The following is a 25,550-nucleotide window of genomic DNA, read 5'->3' as shown; positions in this document are numbered from 1 at the left end:
GTTTATGGGAAACCTATATTTATTAATAAGGCTTCAGACGGCATGACACAAATGGAGTACAATGATTTTCATCTGTTCGGACGGTTGGTCAACAGGCCGTCTGAACAACCGACAACCGTTCCAATCAGGAGAATAAACGTGAAATTTAGCACAAAAGCCGAAACTTTGCAGGCTCAACAGGCAGGTGCGCAATTATTTGTCTGCGCCGAAGCATCGCAACTGAGCAACCCGACTGCCCTCGCCCTCTTCGCTTCCCTTGAAGAAGGTCAAAATTTCGCCGACACCAAAATCCCGACGGACAACGGTTTGCAAGCCATTGCCGTCGCCCGCCTCGCTAAAACCGACCGCGCCGCGTTGAACAAAGCCGCCGCCGAAGCCGCCAAATGGGCGCAAAATCAAGAAACGGTCAATGTGGACGTTCATGCTTTCGATGAAGCGCAAGCCGCAGACGTTGCCGGAGCGTTTGCGATTGCGTTCGGCAATGCCACCTACCGTTTCGACCGCTACAAAAAAGAAGCCAAACCGGCCAAATTTGCAGAAGCCGTGTTCCACAGCGCACACGAAGCCGCCGTCAAAGAAGCCCTGCGCGTTGCCGAAGCGCAAGTTTACGGGCAAAGCCTCTGCCGCGACTTGGGCAATGCCGCGCCCAACGAATGCACGCCTGAATTCCTCGCGCGTACCGCCAAAGCCGAAGCCGAAAAATTGGGCGCACACGCCAAAATTATTGAAAAAGACTACATCAAAGAAAACATGGGTTCGTTCTGGTCTGTCGCCAAAGGCAGCGTCGAAGACCCATATTTGGTCGAACTGAGCTATTTCGGTGCGTCCGACAAAGAAGCCGCGCCTGTGGTATTGGTCGGCAAAGGCATTACCTTCGACACCGGCGGCATTTCCCTCAAACCCGGCCTGAACATGGACGAAATGAAGTTCGATATGTGCGGCGCGGCAACCGTCATCAGTACCTTCTGCGCCGCCGTCAAACTGCAACTGCCGATCAACCTGATTGCCATCGTCGCCACTTGTGAAAACATGCCTTCCGGCGCGGCTAACAAACCGGGCGACGTCGTGAAAAGCATGAAAGGCTTGACCATCGAAGTGTTGAACACCGATGCCGAAGGCCGTCTGATTTTATGTGATGCGCTCACTTACGCCGAACAATTCAAACCCAAAGCCGTTATCGACGTCGCCACCCTGACCGGCGCGTGCATCATCGCCTTGGGTCATGACGTCAGCGGCGTGATGGGCAACAATCAGGATTTGGTTGACAGCCTGCTCGCCGCCTCTCACAACGTGGACGACAAAGCATGGCAACTGCCGCTCTTTGAGACCTACAAAGACCAACTCAAATCCAATTTCGCCGACATCCCCAACATCGGCACGCCGGGTGCAGGCACGATTACCGCCGCAACATTCCTGTCCTACTTTACCGAAGACTATCCATGGGCACACCTCGACATCGCAGGTACCGCATGGAAATCCGGCGGTGAAAAAGGCGCGACCGGCCGCCCTGTTCCTTTATTGTTGAACTATCTGCGCAATGTGAAATAAATCTTGGGAGGAAGCCTGCGGGGTTACACATTTCAACCCCGCAGGCCGTCTGAAAACGGAATCCGCATTATCTGACTCAACCTGACAAACGGAGAACCACCATGAAACCACTATTTGCCGCATTATCCGTCGCCCTTCTGCTCGGCACATCCATAAGCGCTCAAGCTGCCGAACAAACCACCCCCACCGACCGCAGCATCCAAGTGTACAAAAAAACCGACTTAGCAGAATGGAACCGCGAAAACGCAGCCGGAGGTCAAGGCCCGTTGCTTGGCAACTTTGCCTTCACGCGCCATCAAACCGCCGACCAAGACGCATTCAAAGAAATCGGCTGGCTCACATTACCGCCTGGCGCTTCCATCGGCCAACACAAACATACCGGCAATGAAGACGTTTACATCATCGTATCCGGCAAAGGCCTGTTTACCGATAGCGAAGGCAAACAAACCGAAGTCGGCGCCGGCGACATCACTATCGCCCGCCCCGGCCAGTCCCACGCGCTCAAAAATATCGGCAAAAAGCCGTTGGTATTCTTAGATTTGATTGCAGAGACCGCTGGCGCTAAAGCCGCCGAAACCAAGTAATGCTTTCAATGAAAGCAAACAATCTGCCATGACTTTCTGCCTTACCCAAACCCGGCAGCAGAGAGATTGTTCCGTTTTCATTTAAACCCACATACAAGCTAAAGGCCGTCTGAAAACCACGCTTCGTTTTCAGACGGCCTTTTTTTCTCAAAAATCTTATCATATAAATGATGTAATGTTATATAATAACAGCCTTTCAAAATATGATGAGAAACTAAAATGACACAAACCACACTCAAGCCCATTGTTTTATCTATTCTTTTAATCAGCACCCCTATCCTCTCCCAAGCGCATGAAACTGAGCAGTCGGTTGACTTGGACGAGGTTACCGTCGTCAGCAAAAGCCGTCCGCGCGCCACATCGGGGCTTTTGCACACTTCGACCGCCTCCGACAAAATCATCTCCGGCGATACCTTGCGCCAAAAAGCCGTCAACTTAGGCGATGCTTTAGACGGCGTACCGGGCATTCATGCCTCGCAATACGGCGGCGGCGCGTCCGCTCCCGTTATTCGCGGTCAAACAGGCAGACGAATTAAAGTGTTAAACCATCATGGCGAAACGGGCGACATGGCGGACTTCTCGCCCGACCATGCCTTGATGGTGGACAGCGCCTTGTCGCAACAAGTCGAAATCCTGCGCGGTCCGGTTACGCTCTTGTACAGCTCGGGCAATGTAGCCGGTTTGGTCGATGTTGCCGATGGGAAAATCCCCGAAAAAATGCCTGAAAACGGCGTATCGGGCGAAGCCGGATTACGTTTGAGCAGCGGCAATTTGGAAAAACTGACATCCGCAGGCATCAATATCGGCTTGGGCAACAACTTCGTGCTGCATACTGAAGGCTTGTACCGCAAATCAGGCGATTACGCTGTACCGCGCTATCAAAAAGAAGAAGGCCGTCTGAAACGACTGCCCGACAGCCATGCCGATTCAAAAACAGGCAGCATCGGCCTGTCTTGGGTTGGGGATAAAGGTTTCCTCGGCGTGGCGTACAGCGACCGTCGCGACCGCTACGGCCTGCCTGCCCACAGCCATCTCTACGACGACTGCCACGCCGACATCATCTGGCAGAAAAGTTTGATTAACAAACGCTATTTGCAGCTTTATCCGCACCTCTTGACCGAAGAAGACGTCGATTACGACAATCCGGGTTTGAGCTGCGGTTTCCACGACGATGATAATGCACACACCCATGTCCACAACGGCAAACCGTGGATAGACCTGCGCAACAAACGCTACGAACTCCGCGCCGAATGGAAGCAACCGTTCCCCGGTTTTGAAGCCCTGCGCGTACACCTGAACCGCAATGACTACCACCACGACGAAAAAGCAGGCGATGCAGTAGAAAACTTCTTCAACAATAAAACACACAACGCCCGTATCGAGTTACGCCACCAACCCATAGGCCGTCTGAAAGGCAGCTGGGGCGTACAATATTTGGGACAAAAATCCAGCGCGCTTTCCGCCATTCCCGAAACCGTCCAACAACCGATGTTGATTGACAACAATGTGCGCCATTACAGCTTTTTCGGTGTAGAACAGGCAAACTGGGACAACTTCACGCTTGAAGGCGGCGTACGCGTGGAAAAACAAAAAGCCTCCATCCAGTACGACAAAGCATTGATTGATCGAGAAAACTACTACAACCAACCCCTGCCTGACCTCGGTGCGCACCGCCAAACCGCCCGCTCGTTCGCACTTTCGGGCAACTGGTATTTCACGCCACACCACAAACTCAGCCTGACCGCCTCCCATCAGGAACGCCTGCCGTCAACGCAAGAACTGTACGCACACGGCAAACACGTTGCCACCAACACCTTTGAAGTCGGCAACAACCACCTCAACAAAGAGCGTTCCAACAATATCGAACTCGCGCTGGGCTACGAAGGCGACCGCTGGCAATACAATCTGGCACTCTACCGCAACCGTTTCGGCAACTACATTTACGCCCAAACCTTAAACGACGGACGTGGCCCCAAATCCATCGAAGACGACAGCGAAATGAAGCTCGTGCGCTACAACCAATCCGGCGCCGACTTCTACGGCGCGGAAGGCGAAATCTACTTCAAACCGACACCGCGCTACCGCATCGGCGTTTCCGGCGACTATGTACGAGGCCGTCTGAAAAACCTGCCTTCCCTACCCGGCAGGGAAGATGCTTACGGTAACCGTCCTTTCATCGCACAGGACGACCAAAACGCGCCTCGCGTTCCGGCTGCGCGCCTCGGCTTCCACCTGAAAGCCTCGCTGACCGACCGTATCGATGCCAATTTGGACTACTACCGCGTGTTCGCCCAAAACAAACTCGCCCGCTACGAAACACGCACGCCCGGACACCATATGCTCAACCTCGGCGCAAACTACCGCCGCAATACGCGCTATGGCGAGTGGAATTGGTATGTCAAAGCCGACAATCTGCTCAACCAATCCGTTTACGCCCATAGCAGCTTCCTCTCTGATACGCCGCAAATGGGCCGCAGCTTTACCGGCGGCGTAAATGTGAAGTTTTAAAATTGGATAGGCAAACAAAAAAGGTTTTCAGACGGCCGTCTGAAAACCTTTTTCTTGTTTTAACCAATCATTCAAAACCGGCAATTAATCTTTCAACACATCTTGCACAGCCGCTTGAATCTTAGCCGCCGCTGCTTCGATTTGCTGTTGTTCGGTAGATAGGTTTGCCACTGTTTCAGCCGGAGCCGCTTGTGAAGCTGGTGCAGCTTGTGGAGCTGCGGCTTTAGGCTCAGATTCAGTTTGCGGCGCAGTCAGCGGCAAACGCGCCAATACAGTGCTGACGCCGGTAACTTTATCACCAATCGCCACTTGCGCCTGAGCATCGACAGGCAGATACATATCCACGCGCGAACCGAATCGGATAAAGCCATAGCGTTCACCGCGAGACAGTTTCGCACCTGCTTGGGTGTAGCACAAAATACGGCGCGCCACCAAGCCGGCCACTTGAACAAAGGTAATTTCACGACCAGAAGCCGTAGTCGCCAAAACCGCATTGCGTTCATTTTCCGTGCTGGCTTTGTCCAAATCCGCATTCACGAATTTACCTTTGTTATAGACCACTTTCGTTACCGTACAATCGGCAGGCGATTTTTGCGAATGCACATTGAACACGTTCATAAAAATACTGATTTTCAAAGCATCGACATCACGATACGGATCGCGTGCGCGCTCAACCACCACGATACGGCCGTCAACCGGGCTCAACACCGCTTCAGGATTTAGCGGAATTTCACGCGCAGGATCGCGGAAAAACTGCAGGGCAAATACGGTAAACACCCAAAACGGCAAAGACCACCAGCCGCAACACATCGACACCAGCAGGCTCAAAGCCAAACCGCCGCCGATAATCGGCCAGCCCTCACGGGCGATAATCGGGTGGGGATACAAACGGTTCATCACTTATCCTTCATTTAATAATTTCAAAATTGCCGCCATTATATCTGAAACTCCAAACATTGAGGCCGTCTGAAATGTTCAGACGGCCGGTGTCTTTTGTAAAAAATACTCAACATAGATAAAGTTTCAGCTTCGACAACACAATGACGCAGCGTCCTCAACAAGCGGCTCACACGAGCCAACAACCCGCCGCAAATATCATTTTGACCAAACCTCTGCCCTCGGTTATCTCGACAAGCCCAGTATGACAGCCAATACCAGCCAAATCCAATGCCGACGGCGCGATGTAGAAAACAAAGCACGTTGAGACAATAAACGCGTTTGGCTCAACTGATATGCCACATCGGCCAACATCACCAAACGATTAGTCTGCCGAGCATTACTTTCTTCCGCTTTACGCAGTTTCAAATTTTCCGCTTCAATCCGCAGCCGCACCAGCTTGGCTTCCAAAAGCAGTAACTCGCGCGCTTCTTCATACTCCTGTTGCTTCATCGTCCGCATCCTTGTCTATCTCACCGCGCAAATACGCAATGTCCGATCGAATATCCTGCAAAGTTTCAGCCACACGACTGCCCTGCTCCCGATAATCTGCCGATACTTTACGGAACAATACGGCAATAATCAGCAGGCTCACGAAGAAAATGCCGAAAAATACCCACAACGCCGCCACATCCGACAGCACGCGGTTCAAACCGAACAGTAAACCGACCAAGCCCACCATCAACAGCGCGCCGGACAACACCAGCCAAATCGCCAACCGGAACACATTCTCCGCCTGACGCGTCAAATCCAAGCTCAATACCTGCAAACGCAGCAGCAGCAAATCCACGCCCTGATTCAACAAAGCCTTGCCATGTTCAAAACGCTGGCGAATTCCCATCTTAACTATCCTTTTTTCAGGAAAACATAAGGCTAAGGCCGTCTGCACAGCGCAATGAAATCCATGATTTCATGTGCACGCCTGTTCAGACGGCCTTAACATATTCGCATTAACGGCGGTTCAACAACACACCGACAACCAAACCGGCCAATGCGGCAAAACCCATCGCATAGTATGGTTTTTCATGCACCACTTCATCAGCGTGTTTGGCACCGCGTTTCAAACGCGCACCAGCATCGGCTTCAAATTCGGCAAAACGCTCTTTGCCTTCTTTCAAACGCTCCTGAGCCGCCTCTTCAAACTGCTCGTATTTTTCACGCGCACGCTCGGCATGATGGCGCAAACGCTCGCCGGCCTCTTCTTCAAAACGGCTCAAACGCTCTTTGGCCACAGCCAATTTTTCTTCCAATTTGGCTCGGGCTTTGCTGCCCTCTTCCGAACCGGCTTCAACACCATTGCGGTACAATTCTTCCACATCATCCATCACTTCTCGGATGTCTTTCAGCAAAGCCTCGCGACGTGCTTCAAAATCGTGTTTTTTCATGCTTTTCTCCTTGATATAGGTTGATATGGTTACAGACTGTTTATCTGTTAATAAATTATAACCGTTTATTTCGAAATAAACGTTAATTTAAATTAAATTAAGTGCTTATTCTGAAAATGACTAAATGGAATTTAAAAAAGGCCGTCTGAAAACTTCAGACGGCCTTTTCAATTCAGCTTAAAGACTTAAGTCTTATGCCAAACCTTTTGCTTTCAACACTTCCAGCATGGTAGTGCCCAACTCGGCAGGGCTGCGGGTGTAGGCGATGCCAGCTTTTTCAAAAGCGGCGAATTTTTCTTCCGCAGTACCTTTACCACCAGAGATAATCGCACCGGCGTGGCCCATACGTTTGCCTTTAGGAGCGGTAACACCAGCAATGTAACCTACAACAGGTTTGGTTACGTTGGATTGGATGTATTCGGCTGCTTCTTCTTCCGCAGTACCGCCGATTTCACCGATCATGATGATGGCGTCGGTATCTGGGTCTTCTTGGAAGAGTTTCAGCGCGTCGATTTGGTTCATACCCGGAATCGGGTCGCCGCCGATACCGATACAGGTTGATTGACCCAAGCCCAGTTTGGTGGTTTGTGCCACGGCTTCGTAAGTCAATGTACCGGAACGGGAAATGATGCCGATACGGCCGGGAGTATGGATGTGGCCCGGCATAATGCCGATTTTGCACTCGCCCGGAGTAATCACGCCCGGGCAGTTAGGACCGACCAAGCGGGTACCGTTGCCGTTGGTTTCCAGATAGCGTTTGGCTTTGAGCATGTCCAGAGTCGGTACGCCTTCGGTAATCACAACCACCAAGCCTACGCCGGAATCAACGGCTTCAACGATAGAGTCCAACACAAACGGAGCGGGAACGTAAATTACGGATGCGTCCGCGCCGGTTTCTTTAACCGCTTCTTTCATGGTGTTGAACACAGGCAGGTTCAGGTGGGTTTGACCGCCTTTGCCCGGAGTAACGCCGCCGACAACTTTAGTGCCGTAAGCCAGAGCTTGTTCGGAGTGGAAAGTACCGTTTTTACCGGTGAAACCTTGAACCAATACTTTGGTGTCTTTATTAATCAATACGCTCATTCTTTTCTCCTTAGGCGTTTACGGCTGCAACAATTTTTTCGGCTGCGTCATTCAGGCCGTCTGCAGAAGTCAGTTTCAGACCTGATTCGTTCAGGATTTTCGCGCCGAGTTCGGCGTTGTTACCTTCCAAACGAACAACGACAGGAACGTTGACGTTGATTTCTTTAACGGCTGCCACGATGGCTTCCGCAATCATGTCGCAACGTACGATACCGCCGAAGATGTTGATCAATACGCCTTTAACGGATTTGTCTTCCAGAATCAGTTTGAACGCTTCAACCACGCGGTCTTTGGTTGCGCCGCCGCCAACGTCCAAGAAGTTGGCAGGTTGGCCGCCTTTGAGTTTGATGATGTCCATAGTGGCCATCGCCAAACCGGCACCGTTAACCATACAGCCGATGTTGCCTTCCAGGGCAACATAGTTCAGGTCGAATTCGGAAGCTTTCAGCTCACGTTCGTTTTCTTGAGATTTGTCGCGCAAAGCGGCAATTTTCGGCAGGCGGTAGAGCGCGTTGCTGTCGATACCGATTTTGCCGTCCACACAGGCCAAGTCGCCGTTTTCACGGACTGCCAATGGATTTACTTCAAACAGGGCGAAGTCGTTTTCGACAAACGCTTTGTACGCGCCGGTCATCAGTTTGACGAACTCGTTGATTTGTTTGTCTTTCAAGCCCAGTTGGAAGGCAACTTCGCGAGCTTGGCAAGGTTGCAGGCCGACCAGCGGATCAACGGTTACTTTGAAGATTTTTTCTGGAGTTTCGGCAGCAACTTTTTCGATTTCCACGCCGCCTTCGGTAGAAGCCATGAATGTAACGCGGCGGGTAGAACGGTCAACCACTGCGCCCAAGTACAGCTCGGTTTGAACCGGATACATGTCTTCGCAAACCAAAACGCTGTTGACAGGTTGGCCGTTGGCATCGGTTTGATAAGTTACCAAGTTGGTGCCAATCAGGCTTTCAGCCACTTCTTTAGCTTCTTCGCGGCTTTTAACGACTTTTACGCCGCCCGCTTTACCGCGGCCGCCGGCGTGTACTTGTGCTTTGACAACAGCGAATTTGCCGCCCAATTTGTCGTAAGCTGCAGCGGCTTCTTCGCCGTTGTGTGCCAAAATACCGCCTTGTACGGGCAAACCGTAGCTAGCCAGCAGTTCTTTAGCCTGATACTCGTGTAAATTCATGGATTTCTCCTTAAGGTGAGTGGGTTTTAGGAATCGCCCTGCGGCCAATCCCATATTTTCAGACGGCCCTACTATTTACTGAAGGGCAACCACATCCGCGCCAGCAGATACATGGTTGCACCGCCTCCCCCGAGAATAAAAAAGACAATGCCTTTTTTACGCGAATTCGGACAGAGCAGATAAACGGCAAGGCTGAAACTGATAAACAACAATGCCACGCGCCAAACCAATTCTTTATCTTTGAAACGGTTGAGCGTATAAGTTTCGGTCATCATCACATACATCTGCCACAATGCGGCCATACACATGCTGATGATGCCCGCCGGTATAAAGAAAATACCGACTATTTCTTTGTTCATAATGAATGTAAATGCTGTGTGTTTGTCTGACGGAATTATAAATCAGAAAACGAAGCTCTCGGAACATTCAATTTGTCGAAGGCCTTAAGGCCGTCTGAAAAGTTTCAGACGGCCTTAATGTCTATCAACCGTGCAAAGCGCGTTTGTCGGCCGCCAATGCAGCTTCGTGAACCACTTCGGACAAGGTTGGGTGGGCATGGATAATGCGGGCGATGTCTTCGCTGCTGGCGAAGAATTCGAGCGCAGTCACGCCTTCGGTAACCAATTCGCTGACAACCGGACCGATCATGTGTACGCCCAAGATACGGTCGGTTTTGGCATCTGCCAACACTTTAACCGTACCTTTGGCTTTGCCCATTGCCAATGCGCGACCGTTTGCACCGAAACCTGAAGTACCTTTCTTGTACTCCACGCCTTCGGCTTTGAGCTGCTCTTCGGTTTTACCCACCCAAGCGATTTCAGGGTCGGTGTAAATAACAAACGGTACGTTGTTGAAGTCGATATGCGGTTTTTGACCGGCAATGCGCTCGGCAACGGCAACGCCTTCATCGCTGGCTTTGTGTGCCAACATCGGGCCGCGAACCACGTCGCCGATTGCCCATACGTTAGGCAGGTTAGTACGGCATTCGCCATCTACTTTGATGAAACCGCGCTCGTCTTTTTCCAAGCCTACGGCTTCGGCGTTCAGGCCTTTGGTGTTTGGAATACGGCCGATGGCAACGATCAGTTTGTCGAATACTTCGGTTTTGGCTTCGCCGGCAGCAGTTTCGTAAGCAACGGAAACGCCTTTGCCTTCAGATTTGATGTCGCCGATTTTCACGCCCAATTCAATGCTCAAGCCTTGCTCTTTGGTGAAGTATTTGAAGGCTTCTTTGGCGATTTGTTGGTCGGCGGCGGCCAGGAAGGTCGGCGCAGCTTCAAGAATGGTAACTTCTGCACCCACGCGGTTCCATACGGAACCCATTTCCAAACCAATCACGCCGGAACCGATCACGCCGAGTTTGGCAGGCACTTCGGTCAGGTTCAATGCACCTTCGTTGTCCAATACGTTCACATTGTCGATAGCGACTTGTGGCAGCGGACGCGGTACGGAACCTGTTGCTACGATGACGTGTTTGGCTTCAATAACGGTTTTCTCGCCTTTGTTATCGACTTCGATTTGGTAAGCATCGCCATTTTTACCGGCAAAGGAAGCAGTACCGAACAGGCTGGTTACTTTGTTTTTTTGGAACAGGAATTTCACGCCGCCGGTCAGCTTGGTCACGATGGCATCTTTGCGCTCAATCATTTTGGCCGCGTCGAATTTTACGTTGCCGACAGTGATGCCGTGTTCGGCAAAATCGTGTTGCGCAGCGTGGAAATGTTCGCTGGATTGCAGCAGGGCTTTGGAAGGGATACAGCCTACGTTCAAGCAAGTACCGCCCAATGCAGGGGCATTGCCTGCTTTGTTAACGCCTGCGTCAACGCAAGCGGTTTTGAAACCCAGTTGCGCGGCACGGATGGCGGCAACGTATCCGCCCGGGCCTGCACCAATCACTACTACATCATATTGAGACATCGTGTCATCCTTTGCTTTTAGCAGTATCTCAAAATAAAAACGATACTTTTTGTTTCTTTTTTATTTTGAATGACTGCGTTTTGATGGTTTTAAGAAAAGGCCGTCTGAAAGTCCATATCTGCCGATTCATTCGAATCAAATGTTTCAGACGGCCTCAATCGTTTGTTGAGCCTATTGTAGCACGATACTACATTACGCTACATCTAAATAAAAATTCAGACGGCCTTTTCATTAATAAATAAAAGGCCGTCTGAAACGATTACAGATCCAACAACAGGCGAGCTGGGTCTTCCAACGCGTCTCTAATGGCTACCAAGGTCAATACAGCTTCGCGGCCGTCAATGATACGGTGGTCGTAAGACAGAGCCAGATACATCATCGGACGGACAACAACTTGGCCGTTTTCAACCACGGCGCGCTCTTTAGTGGCGTGCATACCCAAAATCGCAGATTGAGGCGGGTTGATGATCGGGGTAGACATCATAGAACCGAAAGTACCGCCGTTGGTAATACTGAATGTACCGCCGGTCAGATCTTCGATAGCGATTTTGCCGTCTTTGGCTTTTTTCGCGTAATCAACAATTGCTTGTTCGATGTCGGCAATGCTCATTTGGTCGGCATCGCGCAGGATTGGCACAACCAAACCGCGTGGGCTGCCAATCGCGATACCGATGTCGAAGTAGCCATGGTACACGATGTCTTTGCCGTCAACAGAAGCATTCACAACCGGATATTTTTTCAGGGCGGCAACAGCGGCTTTAACGAAGAAGGACATAAAGCCCAGTTTTACGCCGTGTTCTTTCTCGAATTTATCTTTGTACTTCGCACGCAAGTCCATGATTGGTTTCATGTTGACTTCGTTGAATGTAGTCAGAATGGCGTTTTCTTGTTGAGAAGCCAAGAGGCGTTCGGCAACACGGGCACGCAGGCGGCTCATTGGTACGCGTTCTTCAGGACGCGCGCCGGCAGGAAGTGCAACAGCAGGAGCAGCGGCTGCGGCAGGTTGGGCAGCGGCATTTTGTACGTCTTCTTTCAATACGCGACCGTCACGGCCAGAACCTTGCAATGTGTTCACGTCAACACCGGTCTCGGCAGCCAGTTTGGCGGCGGCAGGCATAGCGGCGTTGTTTTGTGCAACAGCAGGAGCGGCGACTGGGGCTGCTTCGGCAGGAGCGGCTGCAGGTGCTTCGGCAGCGGCAGTAGCAGCTGTATCGATGCGAGCCAAAACTTGGTCGGCAACAACGGTTTCACCGTCTTGCGCTACGATTTCAACCAATACGCCGGCTTGCGGAGAAGGTACTTCCAAAACCACTTTGTCAGTTTCGATATCGATCAGGATTTCGTCACGGGCAACTGCTTCGCCAACTTTTTTCTTCCATTCCAAGAGCGTGCCTTCAGATACGCTTTCAGACAGCATAGGTACTTTTACATCAATAATCATTTTGTGTCTCCAATGGCCCTTTCAGACGGCCTGTTGTGTGTTTTTAATTCTGCATATGGGCATTCCGCCTGAGCAGACTCAGACGGAATGCTACTTGGTTTACAATGCCAAAGCGTCTTCAACCAATTGTTTCAATTGAGCAATGTGTTTGCTTGAGTAGCCCACTGCAGGCGATGCACTGCTTGGACGACCGGCATAAGACAGTTTTTGCTCTTCGCTGATAACGTCTTCGATGCGGTGGCGGATTTGGTAGAACGCGCCTTGGTTTTTCGGCTCTTCTTGTGCCCAAACCACAAATTTTGCGTTCGGATATTTCACCAGTTCAGCTTTAACCTCCTCGTATGGGAACGGATACAGCTGCTCAACGCGGACGATAGCGACATCATCTTCCAGTTTACGCTCGGCACGGCCTGCTTCCAAGTCATAGTAAACCTGACCGGCACACAATACCACGCGTTTCACGCTGTCATTGCTTGCACGTTCTGCGGTATCGCCGATAACCGGACGGAAAGTCGAACCTTCGGTGAAGTTTTCCAGCGGGCTCATTGCACCTTTGAAGCGCAACAGGCGTTTGGACATGAAAATCACCAGCGGTTTGCGGTATGAACCCAAGACTTGACGTTGCAAGAGGTGGAACATTTGCGACGCTTCAGACGGCATGATGACTTGCATATTGTTCTCGGAACACAGTTGCAACCAACGTTCTACGCGTGCAGAAGAGTGCTCAGGGCCTTGACCGTCGTAGCCGTGCGGCAGGATGGTGGTCAGGCCGCACAAACGACCCCATTTGGTTTCACCTGAAGACAGGAATTGGTCAATAGTTACTTGCGCGCCGTTGGCGAAGTCACCGAATTGAGCTTCCCAAATGGTCAGTTTGTCAGGTGCGGAACAGGCAAAGCCGTACTCGAACGCCATCACGGCCTCTTCGTTCAAAATGGAGTCGATAACCAGGAACTCGCCCATGCCTTCGCCCATATGGCGCAGAGGAACATAAGTACCGTCGTCCCATTTTTCGCGTTTTTGATCGTGCAATACTGCATGACGGTGTGAGAATGTACCGCGGCCGGAGTCCTCACCGGAGATACGCACGCCATGACCTTTAGTCAGCAGGCTTGCATATGCCAAGGTTTCGGCCATACCCCAGTCGATGGCTTGTTTGCCAGATGCCATGGCTTTACGCGCTTCAATCACACGTTTTGCAGTCGGATGCAGGGCAAAGCCTTCCGGTACGGCGGTAAACTTCTCGGTAAGGCGCTCAATATCCGCGGCTGGCAAACCAGTTTCGATGTGTTCGCGCCAATCTTTGCCTTGGTATTTGCTCCAGTCGATTTGAGTGCGTTGGAAGTTGCTTAAAGTTGTTTGTTCAACATGTTCGCCTTTGTCCAAAGCATCACGATAGGCTTGGATGTAACCATCGGCCTCAGCTTGAGTTACCACGCCTTCGGCAATCAGTTGCTCGGTGTACAAAGCACGCGCACCTGGGTGTTGCGATACTTTTTTGTACATCATCGGTTGGGTCAAGGTCGGATCATCGCCCTCGTTGTGGCCCCATTTACGGTAGCAGACAACGTCGACCACGATGTCTTTATGGAATTTTTTGCGGTAATCCAAGGCAGCTTGGATGGCAAAGCAAACGCGTTCAGGATCATCGCCGTTCACATGGATAACCGGAGCGGAAACCATTTTCGCGATATCGGTACAGTGTACGGTTGAACGGGTATCGCGGGTATCGGAAGTCGTAAAGCCGATTTGGTTGTTGATCACGATGTGAACAGTACCGCCGGTGGTATAACCGCGTGTTTTAGACAGGTTGAATGTTGCTTGGTTAACACCCAAACCGATAAATGCAGAGTCACCATGAATCAATACCGGCAAGACTTTATCGCGGCCGTTTTCGCCCAAACGTTTTTGTTTGGCGCGCGCAGAACCTTCCACTACTGGGTTAACGATTTCCAAGTGTGACGGGTTGAATGCCAAAGAAACGTGCATCGGGCCATGTGGCGTAGCAATGTCGGAGCTGAAGCCCATGTGGTATTTCACGTCGCCACTAGGCAATTTGATTTCGGCACGGCCTTCAAACTCAGCGAACAAATCGCTGGGTTTTTTGCCCAAAATATTCACTAAAACATTCAGACGGCCACGGTGTGCCATACCGATGATGACTTCTTCCACGCCGTCTTTACCGGCATTTTGAATCAGGTAGTTCAAACCGGCAATCGCACTTTCGCCGCCTTCTACACCAAAGCGTTTTTGGCCGACATATTTGGTATGCAGGTAGCGTTCCAGAGTTTCGGCAGCAGTCATTTCTTTCAAGATACGGCGTTTTTGTTCAACGTTGTAGCTTGGCGTAGACAGTACACTTTCAAAATAATTGCGAACCCAGCGACGCTCTTCGGTATTTGGGATGTAGATGTACTCTACCGCGATATGGCCGCAGTAGGTTTGTTTGAGGTTGCTGATGATTTGGGAAAGAGGCAGTTTGCTCTGACCGGAAAAATCGCCCTCGCCCATATTGAACTGAAGCGCCATATCGGCATCTGACAGACCGTGGAATTTAGGATCGAGAGCTTCGATATTTTGAGGAGGAATACGTTTGAGCGGATCAAGTTGGGCTGCACCCACGCCTTGGATACGATAGGCAGAAATCAGTCGCAAAACGCTGACTTGCTTTTTCATCATTGCCTCATCCACACCGCCTGCGACGGCTGCGGCAATTTTCTTTTTAGCCAAAGTGGCAAATGATTCACGAATCGGTGTATGGGCAACATCGACAGCGACTGCGCCCGGCTGTTTACTCAAATCGGTAAAGTACTGTTTCCATTTTTCATCGACAGATTCCGGATTATCCAGAAACTTTTCATACAACTCCTCGATGTATGGCGCATTAGAACCAAACAGATAAGAGAAATTGAGTTTTTCGTCCATCATGGCGTGAGCTCTTTTCTTTAAAATATAAACAAAGGGTAGAATCCCGTGTTCTCCGAACGGAATTCAGGCCGTCTGAAATGACACTTTATTCTACCCTATTTCAAATCAAATTACCTGCTATCAACTTAATTAATTACGACCAATCTCATTGAAAACGGCAATTCGATTTTTTCAAACGACTTTTCAACAATATATTAATATATTGTCTATTAACGTTTATCTACCGGAACGTAATCGCGACGCTCTGCACCGGTATACAGTTGACGTGGGCGACCGATTTTCAGTGCCGGATCGCTAATCATTTCATGCCAATGAGAAATCCAACCTACACTGCGCGACAATGCGAAGATAACGGTAAACATTTCAGTTGGAATGCCCAATGCGGACAAGACGATACCGGAGTAGAAATCGACGTTTGGATACAGCTTGCGTTCAACAAAGAATGGATCTTTCAGTGCAATTTGTTCCAATTCCATCGCCAGCTTGAATTTAGGACTGTCTTCCAAGCCTAATTCTTTCAAGACTTCATAACAGGTTTCACGCATGATGTTGGCTCGTGGGTCCATATTGCGGTATACGCGGTGACCGAAGCCCATCAGGCGGTATTTGCGTTGTTTCACACCTTCCATGTATGCGGCAACATTAGATACATCGCCGATTTCATCCAGCATCTTCAACACAGCTTCGTTTGCACCGCCGTGTGAAGCACCCCACAGACAGGCGATACCGGCAGCGATACAGGCAAATGGGTTTGCGCCCGAAGAGCCGGCCAAACGCACAGTCGAAGTAGAAGCGTTTTGCTCGTGGTCGGCATGCAAGATAAAGATGCGGTCGAGCGCGCGAGCCAATACTGGATTAGGTTTGTATTCTTCACATGGTGTCGCAAACATCATGTGCAAGAAGTTTTCAGCATAGGAAAGGTTATTTTTTGGATAATTGAACGGCAGACCGTTGGAATAACGGTAACACATTGCCGCAATTGTCGGAATTTTGGAGATTAAGCGGTAAATCGCAATTTTGCGGTGCTCTGGATTGGCAATATCCAAGCTGTCTTGGTAGAAAGCAGACAAAGCGCCAACCACGCCAACCATCATCGCCATCGGGTGCGCATCGCGACGGAAACCGCGGAAGAACCAAGTCAACTGCTCATGCAGCATAGTATGGCGACTGACTGTGGCATCAAATTCTTTTTTCTGTTCAGGGGTAGGCAGTTCGCCGTAAATCAACAGATAGCAAACTTCCAAATAATCGGATTTTTCTGCCAGCTGCTCGATAGGATAACCACGGTAATACAACAGACCTTCATCGCCATCAATATAAGTGATTTTGGATTCACAACTTGCAGTTGACACGAATCCGGGGTCGAAGGAAAACAGACCTGTATTTTTAGTCAAAGTACGGATATCAACCACATCATGGCCGATACTTGCTTCCAATACTGGCAGTTCCAAGGTCTCTTGATTCGGGGTGGTGAGCTTGACTGATTTAGACATTCTTAAACTCCTTTGTAAGTTGGGGCTTTCGTTGCCGCCCAAGCGGCACGGTCCTTTTTTTCAGACGGCCTCCGTATGGAAAGAGCTTGTTCGGATTAGCATCGCAAACAAGCTCTATAATACGTCATGCCTGTCTGATTTTTTCAAGCATGGGAATCAGGTGTTTCTTGTCCGTCGCCGAATGTCCGTTAATCAAGGCAAGCAACTCTTGGTCTTGAAATTCGAGGATTTCGGAAAATTCGGACAACTCCTGATCACTCAGGTGCTCGAATTCTTTTTCCATAAACCTGCCGAAGATTAAGTCTAATTCCAACAATCCCCGGCGGGTTTGAAAACGGATTTTCCGTTTGGCAATATCGTCAAAAACCATCATTTCTTAAACGGCTCGTTTCAACATAATCTCTTTAATCTTACCGATAGCTCGGGTCGGATTCAAGTGTTTAGGACATACGTCTACGCAGTTCATAATAGTGTGGCAACGGAACAAACGGTATGGGTCGTTCAGATTATCCAAACGCTCGTTAGTAATAGTATCACGGCTATCCGCAATGAAACGGTAAGCATTCAGCAAGCCAGACGGACCAACAAATTTATCAGGGTTCCACCAGAATGACGGGCAGGCAGTCGAACAGCAGGCGCACAAAATACATTCGTACAAACCGTCCAACTCTTTACGCTCTTCCTGAGTTTGCAGACGCTCTTTGTCCGCATCGATAGGATTATCATTGACAACGTAAGGTTTAATGGAGTGATATTGTTTGAAGAATTGGGTCATATCCACAATCAGGTCGCGGATAACAGGTAGGCCTGGCAGAGGACGGATTTTAACCGGCTGTTTCAGGCCGCGCAGATCAGTCAGACATGCCAAGCCGTTTTTGCCGTTGATGTTCATACCGTCAGAACCGCAAATACCTTCACGGCAAGAACGGCGGAAAGACAATGTATCGTCTTGCGCTTTCAGGCGCACCAAAGCATCCAAAAGCTTAACGTCGGTTGGTTCCAATTCCAACTCGTAACGTTGCATATAAGGTTTGGCATCAACGTCCGGGTTGTAACGGTAAATTTCAAAACTCATTTTTTCCATGAGAAGTGTTCCTTTTCTCATAAACTGCCCAATGATTTTGTATTATGAATTCAAGCAGTTCAATGTGGGTATGGTTAGGTTTCAGACGGACTTTAAGGTAAAGGCCGTCTGAAAACTCATCAATAAACGCGCTTAGCCGGTTTGATGTATTCCACGCTCAAAGGCTTGGTATGTACCGGTTTGTAAGACAAAGTATTGGTATCTGAATGATACAGGGTATGTTTCATCCAGTTTTCGTCATCGCGCTCAGGATGGTCGTCTGAAGCGTGTGCACCGCGCGATTCTTTACGCGCTTCGGCAGACACCAAAGTCGCTTTCGCTACTTCAATCAAATTATCCAATTCCAAAGCTTCGATACGCGCGGTATTCCACACTTTGCTCTTGTCTTTGATTTCAGTACGTTTCACGCGCTCGGCAATCGCCATGATTTCTCGAACGCCTTTGCTCAGAATCTCATCAGTACGGAACACACCGGCGTGCAGTTGTACGGAGCGTTGCAGTTCGCGACGCAATGCATCAACGTTTTCACCATCGGTTTGGTTGTCCAAACGCTCGATACGCTGGCGGGTCAATTCACCAGCATTAGCAGGCAGAGGTTTCCAGTCGCTTTGCTCTTTGATGAATTTAATCATGCTGTCGCCGGCAGCTTTACCGAATACCACCAAGTCCAACAGGGAGTTAGTACCCAAGCGGTTCGCACCGTGTACGGAAGCACAAGCGCACTCACCTGCCGCATACAGACCTTTTACAGGTACTTCGTAATCTTCACCTTGCGGAACGACAACTTCGCCATGGTAGTTAGTCGGAATACCGCCCATCATGTAGTGGGTAGTCGGCACAACAGGAATCGGGTCTTTAATCGGGTCGATACCGGCAAACTGAATGGAAATCTCGCGGATACCCGGCAGTTTTTCCATAATTTTTTCTGCGCCGATATGGTCGATTTTCAGCAAAACGTGGTCTTTGTTTTTACCACAACCGCGACCTTCGTAAATTTCCATCGCCATCGCACGGGAAACCACGTCACGGGAAGCCAAGTCTTTTACAGTCGGAGCGTAACGTTCCATAAAGCGTTCGCCGTCGGCATTCAGCAGAATACCGCCCTCACCGCGTACACCCTCGGTAATCAATACACCGGCACCGGCTACACCAGTCGGGTGGAATTGCCAGAATTCCATGTCTTCCAACGGAATACCCGCACGGGCACAAATACCCAAACCGTCACCGGTATTCATATAAGCATTGGTAGAAGAAGCATAAATACGACCACCGCCACCGGTAGCAAACATCACAGCTTTAGCATGGAAAATATAAACTTCGCCGGTTTCCATTTCCATGGCGGTTACACCGACTACGTCGCCGTTTTCATCACGAATCAAATCTTGCGCCGTCCATTCCACAAAGAATTGTGTATTGGCACGGACGTTTTGTTGGTACAAAGTATGCAACATCGCATGACCGGTACGGTCAGCAACCGCACATGCACGCTCTACCGCACGTTTACCGTGTTCGGCAGTGTGCCCGCCGAAAGGACGTTGGTAGATTTTACCGCTTTCCACACGGTCGAAAGGCATACCCATGTGTTCCAACTCAATTACGGCTTCAGGCGCTGCGCGACACATAAATTCAATCGCATCTTGATCACCCAACCAGTCGGAACCTTTCACGGTATCGTACATGTGCCAATCCCAACGGTCTTCCTGCACATTACCCAATGAAGCAGAAATACCGCCTTGAGCTGCTACAGTATGAGAACGGGTTGGAAACACTTTAGACAAAACAGCACAATTCAGGCCGGATTTAGACAATTGGAGGGCTGCGCGTAAACCTGCACCACCACCGCCAACAATCACGGCATCAAACTTGCGAACAGGAAAACCCATATTTACCCCCAAATTACTTTAACTGAATACACCAAGCAGCCTACCAACCAAACGATGGTGGCAACTTGTAAAAACAAACGCAGGCCGAAAGGCTTAATGTAGTCCATCCACAAATCGCGGATACCTACCCATGCATGCAGGAATACGGCCAAGAAGCTCACTTGGGTAAATACTTTCACCCAAGTCTGATCAAAAAATGCCTGCCATGCCGAATATTCTTTAGGCAACGTAAACAAAACAACCAAAAGAACCACGGTATACACCAACATGATGACCGCAGTTGCACGTTGCATTGCCCAATCGCGCAAACCGTAATGCGCACCTGTCAATTTACGTTCTACCATAACAAAGCTCCCAAAACGACAGTCAGAATCAAAGCAGAAGCAAATACAACTTTAGCAGTAGCACGGGCAGTATTTAATTCCAAGCCTTTGTGTACATCCAAAAACAGAAAGCGGATACCGGCGAAAAAGTGGTGCAGATATGCCCACAACAGACCGATAAGGATCAGCTTCACAAACGGATTGGAGATAGCAGAACGATATGCTTCAAACGACGCTTCGCGATCCAGCGTTCCAGAGAAGAAATACAAGAGAACAGGCAGCATCACAAACAAGCCGACGCCGCTGATACGGTGAAGAATAGATACAATCCCCGGTATGGGCAATCGGATATTCGGAATTTCCAAAAATACCGGGCGTGATTTGGCGGACATGGTCAGTTCCTCTAGATTTATTATCAACTCAAAACCTATAGCTCAGCACTACAATAAGCTACATAAACCATAATTTACCTGTTTTATCTCATTTTGAACAGTGCAATTTATGAATGCTCTAATGATTTTTACCAAAAGACTAATAAAATCAAACAATCATTCTTAGATTTTTTTTTGCGTGGCTAGCCTTTTTTGTTACTTTCCTGCAATTAAGCCATCTCCCCATCAAAGCACTTACGATAACATCATTATTATTTGAGAATTGTATCTATTGTGAGATAAATTCTCACTCTTGATACCTAATCTTTACAAAGGAATCTGTCGTTGAAGCAGAGTTCAAAGGCAAGAAAGTCCATATGACGTATATGAACAAAGCCGAACGCAATGTCTCGGTCGTTTTAGACAATCCGTGTGTGAGATAATGTGCCAAATTTGATGGACAAGGCCGTCTGAAAAGATATAGTGGATTAACTTTAAACCAGTACGGCGTTGCCTCGCCTTAGCTCAAAGAGAACGATTCTCTAAGGTTCTGAAGCACCAAGTGAATCGGTTCCGTACTATCTGTACTGTCTGCGGCTTCGTCGCCTTGTCCTGATTTAAATTTAATCCACTATATAAAGTTTCTATCAATCCATATCATTTGAGTTTTCATCTTCATAATATGGATGATCGAACAGCTCTCCTTCCCAGATACATTCATCCGTTATACCTTGGGATTCCATGAAAGGAACATAAGAATAAAAATCTTTTTCATATTCTCCATAAAATATATTCACTCCTTTGAGCCATACTGCATCGCATTCATCACACAGAATAATTTCATCATGAAGATATTTAGGTTTTGAATGGTAGAGATAGCCTTGTTGACAAGCGGGACATATTTTTATTCTCTTATTCATGATTACTCCATATAATCGATTTATTTTTGTGGGTAAGCAGTAGTGATTTGATTGCTGCGGCATAAGCCATTCTTAACTTATTACCATTGCATTATCATCACTACTCTTACATAGTTATACATTCAAAGACATTTCATCCATCTCTAGATGGACTAAAATACAGCACAACACCAACAATGTTTCCATACCTTATAAGGAAGCTGCATCATGACACATTCCCCTCATCAAAACACACCCGATCCGGAAGACTATATCCCCTCCTTCCGCCGTCGAAACTTGGACACATCCGGCTTTATGAAAAAACTCGGACGCTTTGCCGGCCGCCTGGGCAAACCTGTCGTCCGACAGCTTTATGCACTTTATTACCTTTGGGAATCCGAACACACGCCCAACCGGGCCAAAATGATTATTGTCGGTGCACTGGTTTATTTTCTCAGCCCCATCGACAGCATTCCCGACCTGCTGATTCCATTTGGTTTCAGTGACGACATTGCCGTCATTGCATTGGTTTATTCTCAGATGAAAAACTATCTGACCAAAGATATTCAAGAAAAAGCCCGTCAAGCGGCTGACAAGCTGTTTGGTTCTTAATTGGATACAATTCGACTACACATATATAAATATGAGAAGAAGGCCGTCTGAATATTCAGACGGCCTTCTCGGTTTATGACTTTTTTATTTCAAAGGCTGCATACCCATAACTTCCATCAGGAAGTTGGTAAACGCAGGATTGCTTGGCTTGGTATCCATGTTTTTCCAACGTTGCTGCCAACCACGCAAAGCACCTTGAATGTACTGTTTGGATTGCTCGGTAGTAATTTCACCACGTTGGCTGTCAACGGCAGAACGCAGATAAACTTCGTACATACTGTCATCGACGGAGTTGCGTCCCACTTGTTGGATACGGAAGCGGTTCAAATATTGGGCAGCCTGAACTTTGGTCAGACTACCTTGGCTCACTTGGGTACTCAAGCGACGTGCTTCATCATGAATCTTGGAAACATCTGCCCAATGCGAAGGAGCCAAATGATAACTGGTAGCTGAAACTTGTGAATCAGCCTTAGGTTTCTTGACGTTGGTTGGTCGAACTGGCACTTCTTTCAATGTTGGAACATAAATCGATTCACAACCGGCAAGTACCGCCACAGCAAGGATAGGAAGAATATATTTTTTCATAATGCGCATTATAAGCATGATTCGTTGAAGAAACCAACTTTTGAATAACGGTATTCAAAGCTCATTAACTGAATTACAACAGATTTCATACTATATCTCAAGCCCATACGTAAAAAAGGCCGTCTGAAAACGGCCCTTTAACAACAATCCTATATTATGCCAAATCGGCAAACAGAGGCGTAGAAAGATAGCGTTCGCCATACGACGGCAACAAGACAACAATCAGCTTGCCTTCGTTTTCAGGTTTTTTAGCCAGTTGCAATGCGCTCCATACTGCGGCACCGGAAGAAATACCTACCAGAATGCCCTCTTTCTCAGCCATAGCGCGCGCAGTTTCAAACGCTGCTTCGTTAGGTGCTTTGACAATGCTGTCGTAAATAGTCGTATTCAAAACGCTGGGGATAAAGCCTGCGCCCAAACCTTGAATCGGATGCGGGCCTTTTTCGCCACCACTCAATACCGGGGAAGCTTCAGGCTCGACAGCCACGATTTGAACTTCGGGTTTGTGTTTTTTCAATACTTCGCCCACGCCGGTAATCGTGCCGCCAGTACCCACACCGGCCACGAAAATATCAACTTGGCCGTCTGTATCACGCCAAATTTCTTCGGCAGTAGTTTTGCGGTGAACTTCAGGATTAGCCTCGTTATCAAATTGGCGCGGCATAAAGTAAGTATCTGGATGTTCGTCCACCAAAGACTGGGCTTTAGCGATAGCGCCTGCCATACCTTCGGCAGCCGGTGTCAAAATCAGCTCTGCACCGAATGCACGCAGCAGCATTTTGCGTTCTTTACTCATGCTTTCAGGCATAGTAATCGCCAATTTATAACCGCGGGCCGCACATACCATTGCCAAACCGATACCGGTATTGCCACTGGTCGCCTCAACGATAACGGTATCTTTATTGATTTTACCGGCTTGCTCCGCCGCTTCAATCATGGCTTCGGCAATACGGTCTTTCACGCTGCTGCCCGGATTGAAAAATTCAAGTTTAACGGCGATTTGCGCTTTCAAACCCTCGGTCAGACGGTTCAATTTCACCAAAGGGGTGTTGCCGATCAGCTCGGTAATATTATTTGCAATTTTCATTTCCTGCTCCAGATTTAGATGTGATATAGCCTGCATATTAAACTCAGGCCGTCTGAAAAACCAATATCGAAAATTTCTTTCATTATAACTTTTAGTTTGGATAAATTAATATCCGCCCCGTTCAAAAATCAAAGCCATGGCAACCACAGCCTGCATGATAACCGCAACCAGCCAACCCATTTGCAGCTGAGTCGTACTAAACAAAGCCGCCGACTGCTTGCACACGACCACGCGGTGCAGATAAAACACCAGCATCAACACGCCCTGCAAAACAAACCAATAAATCGGTTTCAAGGCATAAATTTTCAACAAGGCCGCCCATGCAAAAACCGCACCTGCCAATGGCAAGATGAAATAAACCACGCCTGCCAAGAAAACAAAAGCCAAAGTCATGACGACATTGGAAACCGCAAATAAGGTCAAACCGGCATATTCGCCTGCCGACCAAAACTTTTTGTCTTCCGTTTTACTGCAGTCATCAATAAAGAAGAAAATACTGGAGATTGTCAGATAAAAATGAGGGATGAACAAAGGGCCTGTATGCGTAAAGCCCCACATTCCGGGCAGCAAGCGCGCGCCCAGTGCCGAAATCCCCAGCCACAACAACACCGCAGCCCAAAGCCATTGAAACCGCTGCGCGCGAAAAATAAATGCCAACGATACCACAGCATACGCGATGGCAAACCAAAAATCCAAAGAAACCATCATGAATACTGCAACTCGCCTTCAAAAACGGTTTCAGCAGGGCCGGTCATTTGCACATCGCCACCTTCTTCCCAACTGATAAACAATTCGCCGCCAGGCAGAGTAACACGCACAGGCGCACCCTCTTTCAGCAAGCCATTGCGCACGCCGGCCACCACGGCCGCACACGCTCCAGTGCCGCAAGCCTGAGTTTCCCCCACTCCCCGTTCAAACACGCGCAGGCGGACTGACAATTCATCTTCAACCTGCACAAAACCGACATTGACTCGTTCAGGGAACTGCTCGTGCGATTCAATAGCGCCGCCCCAATGCTCTACCGGTGCAGTCTCAACATCATCCACCAAAATCACCGCATGCGGATTACCCATATTCACGCAGCTTACCGGTACAGATTCCAAACCGACCAAGACAATATGTGTCAAGGCATCTTTATTTTCACCATGTGCAGGCACAAACGGAATTTCAGACGGCATGAAACGCGGTTTACCCATATTGACGGTAACCAAACCGTTATCCAACAGCTTCGGCACAATAATCCCTTTTGCCGTTTCGACCAAGATTTCCGTTTTATCCGTCAAACCCTTATCCGCGACAAAACGCGCAAAACAACGCGCACCATTGCCGCACTGCTCTACTTCCCGACCATCGGCATTGAAAATGCGGTACCGAAAATCGACCGCATCAGAAGAAGGCTTCTCCACTACCAAAAACTGATCAAAACCCACGCCGCGATAACGGTCCGCCCATTGGGCAAGCGGCGCAGCCAACGGATCAAAGTCCTGATTGATGGCATTGACCACCATAAAATCATTGCCCAAGCCGTGCATCTTCGTAAATTTCAAAGTTTTCATTATTCATTCACATTCTTATTAAATCATTATTTCGGCACATTCTACACCAGAATGATATATTCGTTTCTATCTTGTTTTTCAGACGGCATTGCGCCCTTTTACCAATACTAACACCAGCCACACCGCAAAAATACTATACTTCCCACATTA

The 25,550-nt window shown here is 48.9% G+C and carries 25 protein-coding genes; 4 read left to right on the top strand and 21 right to left on the bottom strand.

From position 1 onward, the window contains the following. Nucleotides 1-138 precede the first annotated feature (138 nt). The 3 genes from O3660_RS08700 (at nt 139) to znuD (ending at nt 4,640) form a co-directional block, all read left to right on the top strand. Nucleotides 139-1,548 carry a leucyl aminopeptidase gene (locus O3660_RS08700; protein ID WP_049352718.1) on the top strand — a complete coding sequence of 470 codons (1,410 nt, stop codon included), beginning with the start codon at nt 139-141 and terminating at the stop codon, nt 1,546-1,548. Between the two features lie 101 nt (nt 1,549-1,649). After that, nucleotides 1,650-2,132, top strand: coding sequence for a cupin domain-containing protein (locus tag O3660_RS08695; RefSeq protein WP_049352720.1), 483 nt, complete (start codon nt 1,650-1,652; stop codon nt 2,130-2,132). Between the two features lie 219 nt (nt 2,133-2,351). Beyond that, on the top strand, nt 2,352-4,640 hold the full coding sequence (gene znuD, locus O3660_RS08690) for a TonB-dependent zinc receptor ZnuD (RefSeq protein WP_371464843.1): 2,289 nt from the start codon (nt 2,352-2,354) through the stop codon (nt 4,638-4,640). Nucleotides 4,641-4,724: 84 nt separating this feature from the next. On the opposite strand, the gene O3660_RS08685 is transcribed toward znuD, so the two are convergent. The 17 genes from O3660_RS08685 to O3660_RS08605 form a co-directional block, all read right to left on the bottom strand. After that, a complete protein-coding gene (locus O3660_RS08685; RefSeq protein ID WP_049352724.1) occupies nt 4,725-5,537 on the bottom strand; it encodes a phosphatidylserine decarboxylase in 813 nt (270 codons plus the stop codon). A gap of 225 nt (nt 5,538-5,762) precedes the next feature. Next, nucleotides 5,763-6,029, bottom strand: coding sequence for a hypothetical protein (locus O3660_RS08680; protein ID WP_003686076.1), 267 nt, complete (start codon nt 6,027-6,029; stop codon nt 5,763-5,765). Next, nucleotides 6,010-6,417 (bottom strand): phage holin family protein, encoded by a 408-nt coding sequence (locus O3660_RS08675; protein ID WP_003686138.1) that lies wholly within the window; start codon nt 6,415-6,417, stop codon nt 6,010-6,012. The genes O3660_RS08680 and O3660_RS08675 overlap by 20 nt, the downstream gene beginning before the upstream one ends. Before the next feature lie 109 nt (nt 6,418-6,526). Beyond that, complete coding sequence (locus O3660_RS08670) at nt 6,527-6,961, bottom strand: YqjD family protein (protein ID WP_003686098.1); 435 nt, start codon at nt 6,959-6,961, stop codon at nt 6,527-6,529. A 192-nt stretch (nt 6,962-7,153) separates the two neighbouring features. Then, nucleotides 7,154-8,044, bottom strand: a complete 891-nt coding sequence (sucD, locus tag O3660_RS08665) for a succinate--CoA ligase subunit alpha (protein WP_002221113.1) — start codon at nt 8,042-8,044, stop codon at nt 7,154-7,156. 10 nt (nt 8,045-8,054) lie between these two features. Next, nucleotides 8,055-9,275, bottom strand: coding sequence for an ADP-forming succinate--CoA ligase subunit beta (gene sucC, locus O3660_RS08660; RefSeq protein WP_307818390.1), 1,221 nt, complete (start codon nt 9,273-9,275; stop codon nt 8,055-8,057). A 17-nt stretch (nt 9,276-9,292) separates the two neighbouring features. Then, a complete protein-coding gene (locus O3660_RS08655; protein WP_002242554.1) occupies nt 9,293-9,580 on the bottom strand; it encodes a hypothetical protein in 288 nt (95 codons plus the stop codon). Between the two features lie 124 nt (nt 9,581-9,704). Then, nucleotides 9,705-11,138, bottom strand: coding sequence for a dihydrolipoyl dehydrogenase (lpdA, locus tag O3660_RS08650; RefSeq protein ID WP_371464842.1), 1,434 nt, complete (start codon nt 11,136-11,138; stop codon nt 9,705-9,707). 259 nt (nt 11,139-11,397) lie between these two features. Further along, the gene (gene odhB / locus O3660_RS08645) at nt 11,398-12,579 is read right to left on the bottom strand and encodes a 2-oxoglutarate dehydrogenase complex dihydrolipoyllysine-residue succinyltransferase (RefSeq protein ID WP_371464841.1); all 1,182 of its coding nucleotides are present in this window, start codon (nt 12,577-12,579) and stop codon (nt 11,398-11,400) included. A gap of 99 nt (nt 12,580-12,678) precedes the next feature. Then, a complete protein-coding gene (locus O3660_RS08640; protein ID WP_371464840.1) occupies nt 12,679-15,507 on the bottom strand; it encodes a 2-oxoglutarate dehydrogenase E1 component in 2,829 nt (942 codons plus the stop codon). Between the two features lie 209 nt (nt 15,508-15,716). Further along, the gene (gltA, locus tag O3660_RS08635) at nt 15,717-17,000 is read right to left on the bottom strand and encodes a citrate synthase (RefSeq protein WP_003686103.1); all 1,284 of its coding nucleotides are present in this window, start codon (nt 16,998-17,000) and stop codon (nt 15,717-15,719) included. Between the two features lie 124 nt (nt 17,001-17,124). Then, nucleotides 17,125-17,373 carry a succinate dehydrogenase assembly factor 2 gene (locus O3660_RS08630; protein WP_003678830.1) on the bottom strand — a complete coding sequence of 83 codons (249 nt, stop codon included), beginning with the start codon at nt 17,371-17,373 and terminating at the stop codon, nt 17,125-17,127. Between the two features lie 3 nt (nt 17,374-17,376). After that, nucleotides 17,377-18,084: a succinate dehydrogenase iron-sulfur subunit gene (locus O3660_RS08625; protein ID WP_002241462.1), complete on the bottom strand. Its 708-nt coding sequence runs from the start codon at nt 18,082-18,084 to the stop codon at nt 17,377-17,379. A 119-nt stretch (nt 18,085-18,203) separates the two neighbouring features. Then, complete coding sequence (gene sdhA / locus O3660_RS08620; protein ID WP_003686011.1) at nt 18,204-19,967, bottom strand: succinate dehydrogenase flavoprotein subunit; 1,764 nt, start codon at nt 19,965-19,967, stop codon at nt 18,204-18,206. Between the two features lie 2 nt (nt 19,968-19,969). After that, the gene (gene sdhD, locus O3660_RS08615) at nt 19,970-20,311 is read right to left on the bottom strand and encodes a succinate dehydrogenase, hydrophobic membrane anchor protein (protein WP_003678837.1); all 342 of its coding nucleotides are present in this window, start codon (nt 20,309-20,311) and stop codon (nt 19,970-19,972) included. Continuing rightward, complete coding sequence (sdhC, locus tag O3660_RS08610) at nt 20,305-20,682, bottom strand: succinate dehydrogenase, cytochrome b556 subunit (RefSeq protein WP_003686156.1); 378 nt, start codon at nt 20,680-20,682, stop codon at nt 20,305-20,307. The genes sdhD and sdhC overlap by 7 nt, the downstream gene beginning before the upstream one ends. A 626-nt stretch (nt 20,683-21,308) precedes the next feature. Next, complete coding sequence (locus tag O3660_RS08605; protein WP_003686206.1) at nt 21,309-21,581, bottom strand: hypothetical protein; 273 nt, start codon at nt 21,579-21,581, stop codon at nt 21,309-21,311. A 207-nt stretch (nt 21,582-21,788) separates the two neighbouring features. Between O3660_RS08605 and O3660_RS08600 the strand changes: the two genes are divergently transcribed. Next, nucleotides 21,789-22,172: a YkvA family protein gene (locus tag O3660_RS08600; protein WP_049351603.1), complete on the top strand. Its 384-nt coding sequence runs from the start codon at nt 21,789-21,791 to the stop codon at nt 22,170-22,172. Nucleotides 22,173-22,256: 84 nt separating this feature from the next. On the opposite strand, the gene O3660_RS08595 is transcribed toward O3660_RS08600, so the two are convergent. From O3660_RS08595 to dapF, 4 genes are all read right to left on the bottom strand, one after another. Then, on the bottom strand, nt 22,257-22,757 hold the full coding sequence (locus O3660_RS08595; RefSeq protein WP_371464839.1) for a membrane lipoprotein lipid attachment site-containing protein: 501 nt from the start codon (nt 22,755-22,757) through the stop codon (nt 22,257-22,259). A gap of 154 nt (nt 22,758-22,911) precedes the next feature. Further along, nucleotides 22,912-23,844, bottom strand: a complete 933-nt coding sequence (gene cysK, locus O3660_RS08590; protein ID WP_152333334.1) for a cysteine synthase A — start codon at nt 23,842-23,844, stop codon at nt 22,912-22,914. 105 nt (nt 23,845-23,949) lie between these two features. Then, the gene (locus O3660_RS08585) at nt 23,950-24,552 is read right to left on the bottom strand and encodes a hypothetical protein (protein WP_049351601.1); all 603 of its coding nucleotides are present in this window, start codon (nt 24,550-24,552) and stop codon (nt 23,950-23,952) included. Continuing rightward, a complete protein-coding gene (gene dapF, locus O3660_RS08580; RefSeq protein WP_049351600.1) occupies nt 24,549-25,400 on the bottom strand; it encodes a diaminopimelate epimerase in 852 nt (283 codons plus the stop codon). The genes O3660_RS08585 and dapF overlap by 4 nt, the downstream gene beginning before the upstream one ends. Between the last annotated feature and the right edge of the window lie 150 nt (nt 25,401-25,550).

Origin of the sequence: Neisseria sp. 27098_8_139 (assembly GCF_041433195.1) — a bacterium.
Lineage (GTDB): Bacteria > Pseudomonadota > Gammaproteobacteria > Burkholderiales > Neisseriaceae > Neisseria > Neisseria subflava.
This window is presented reverse-complemented; position numbering and strand designations above follow the sequence as displayed.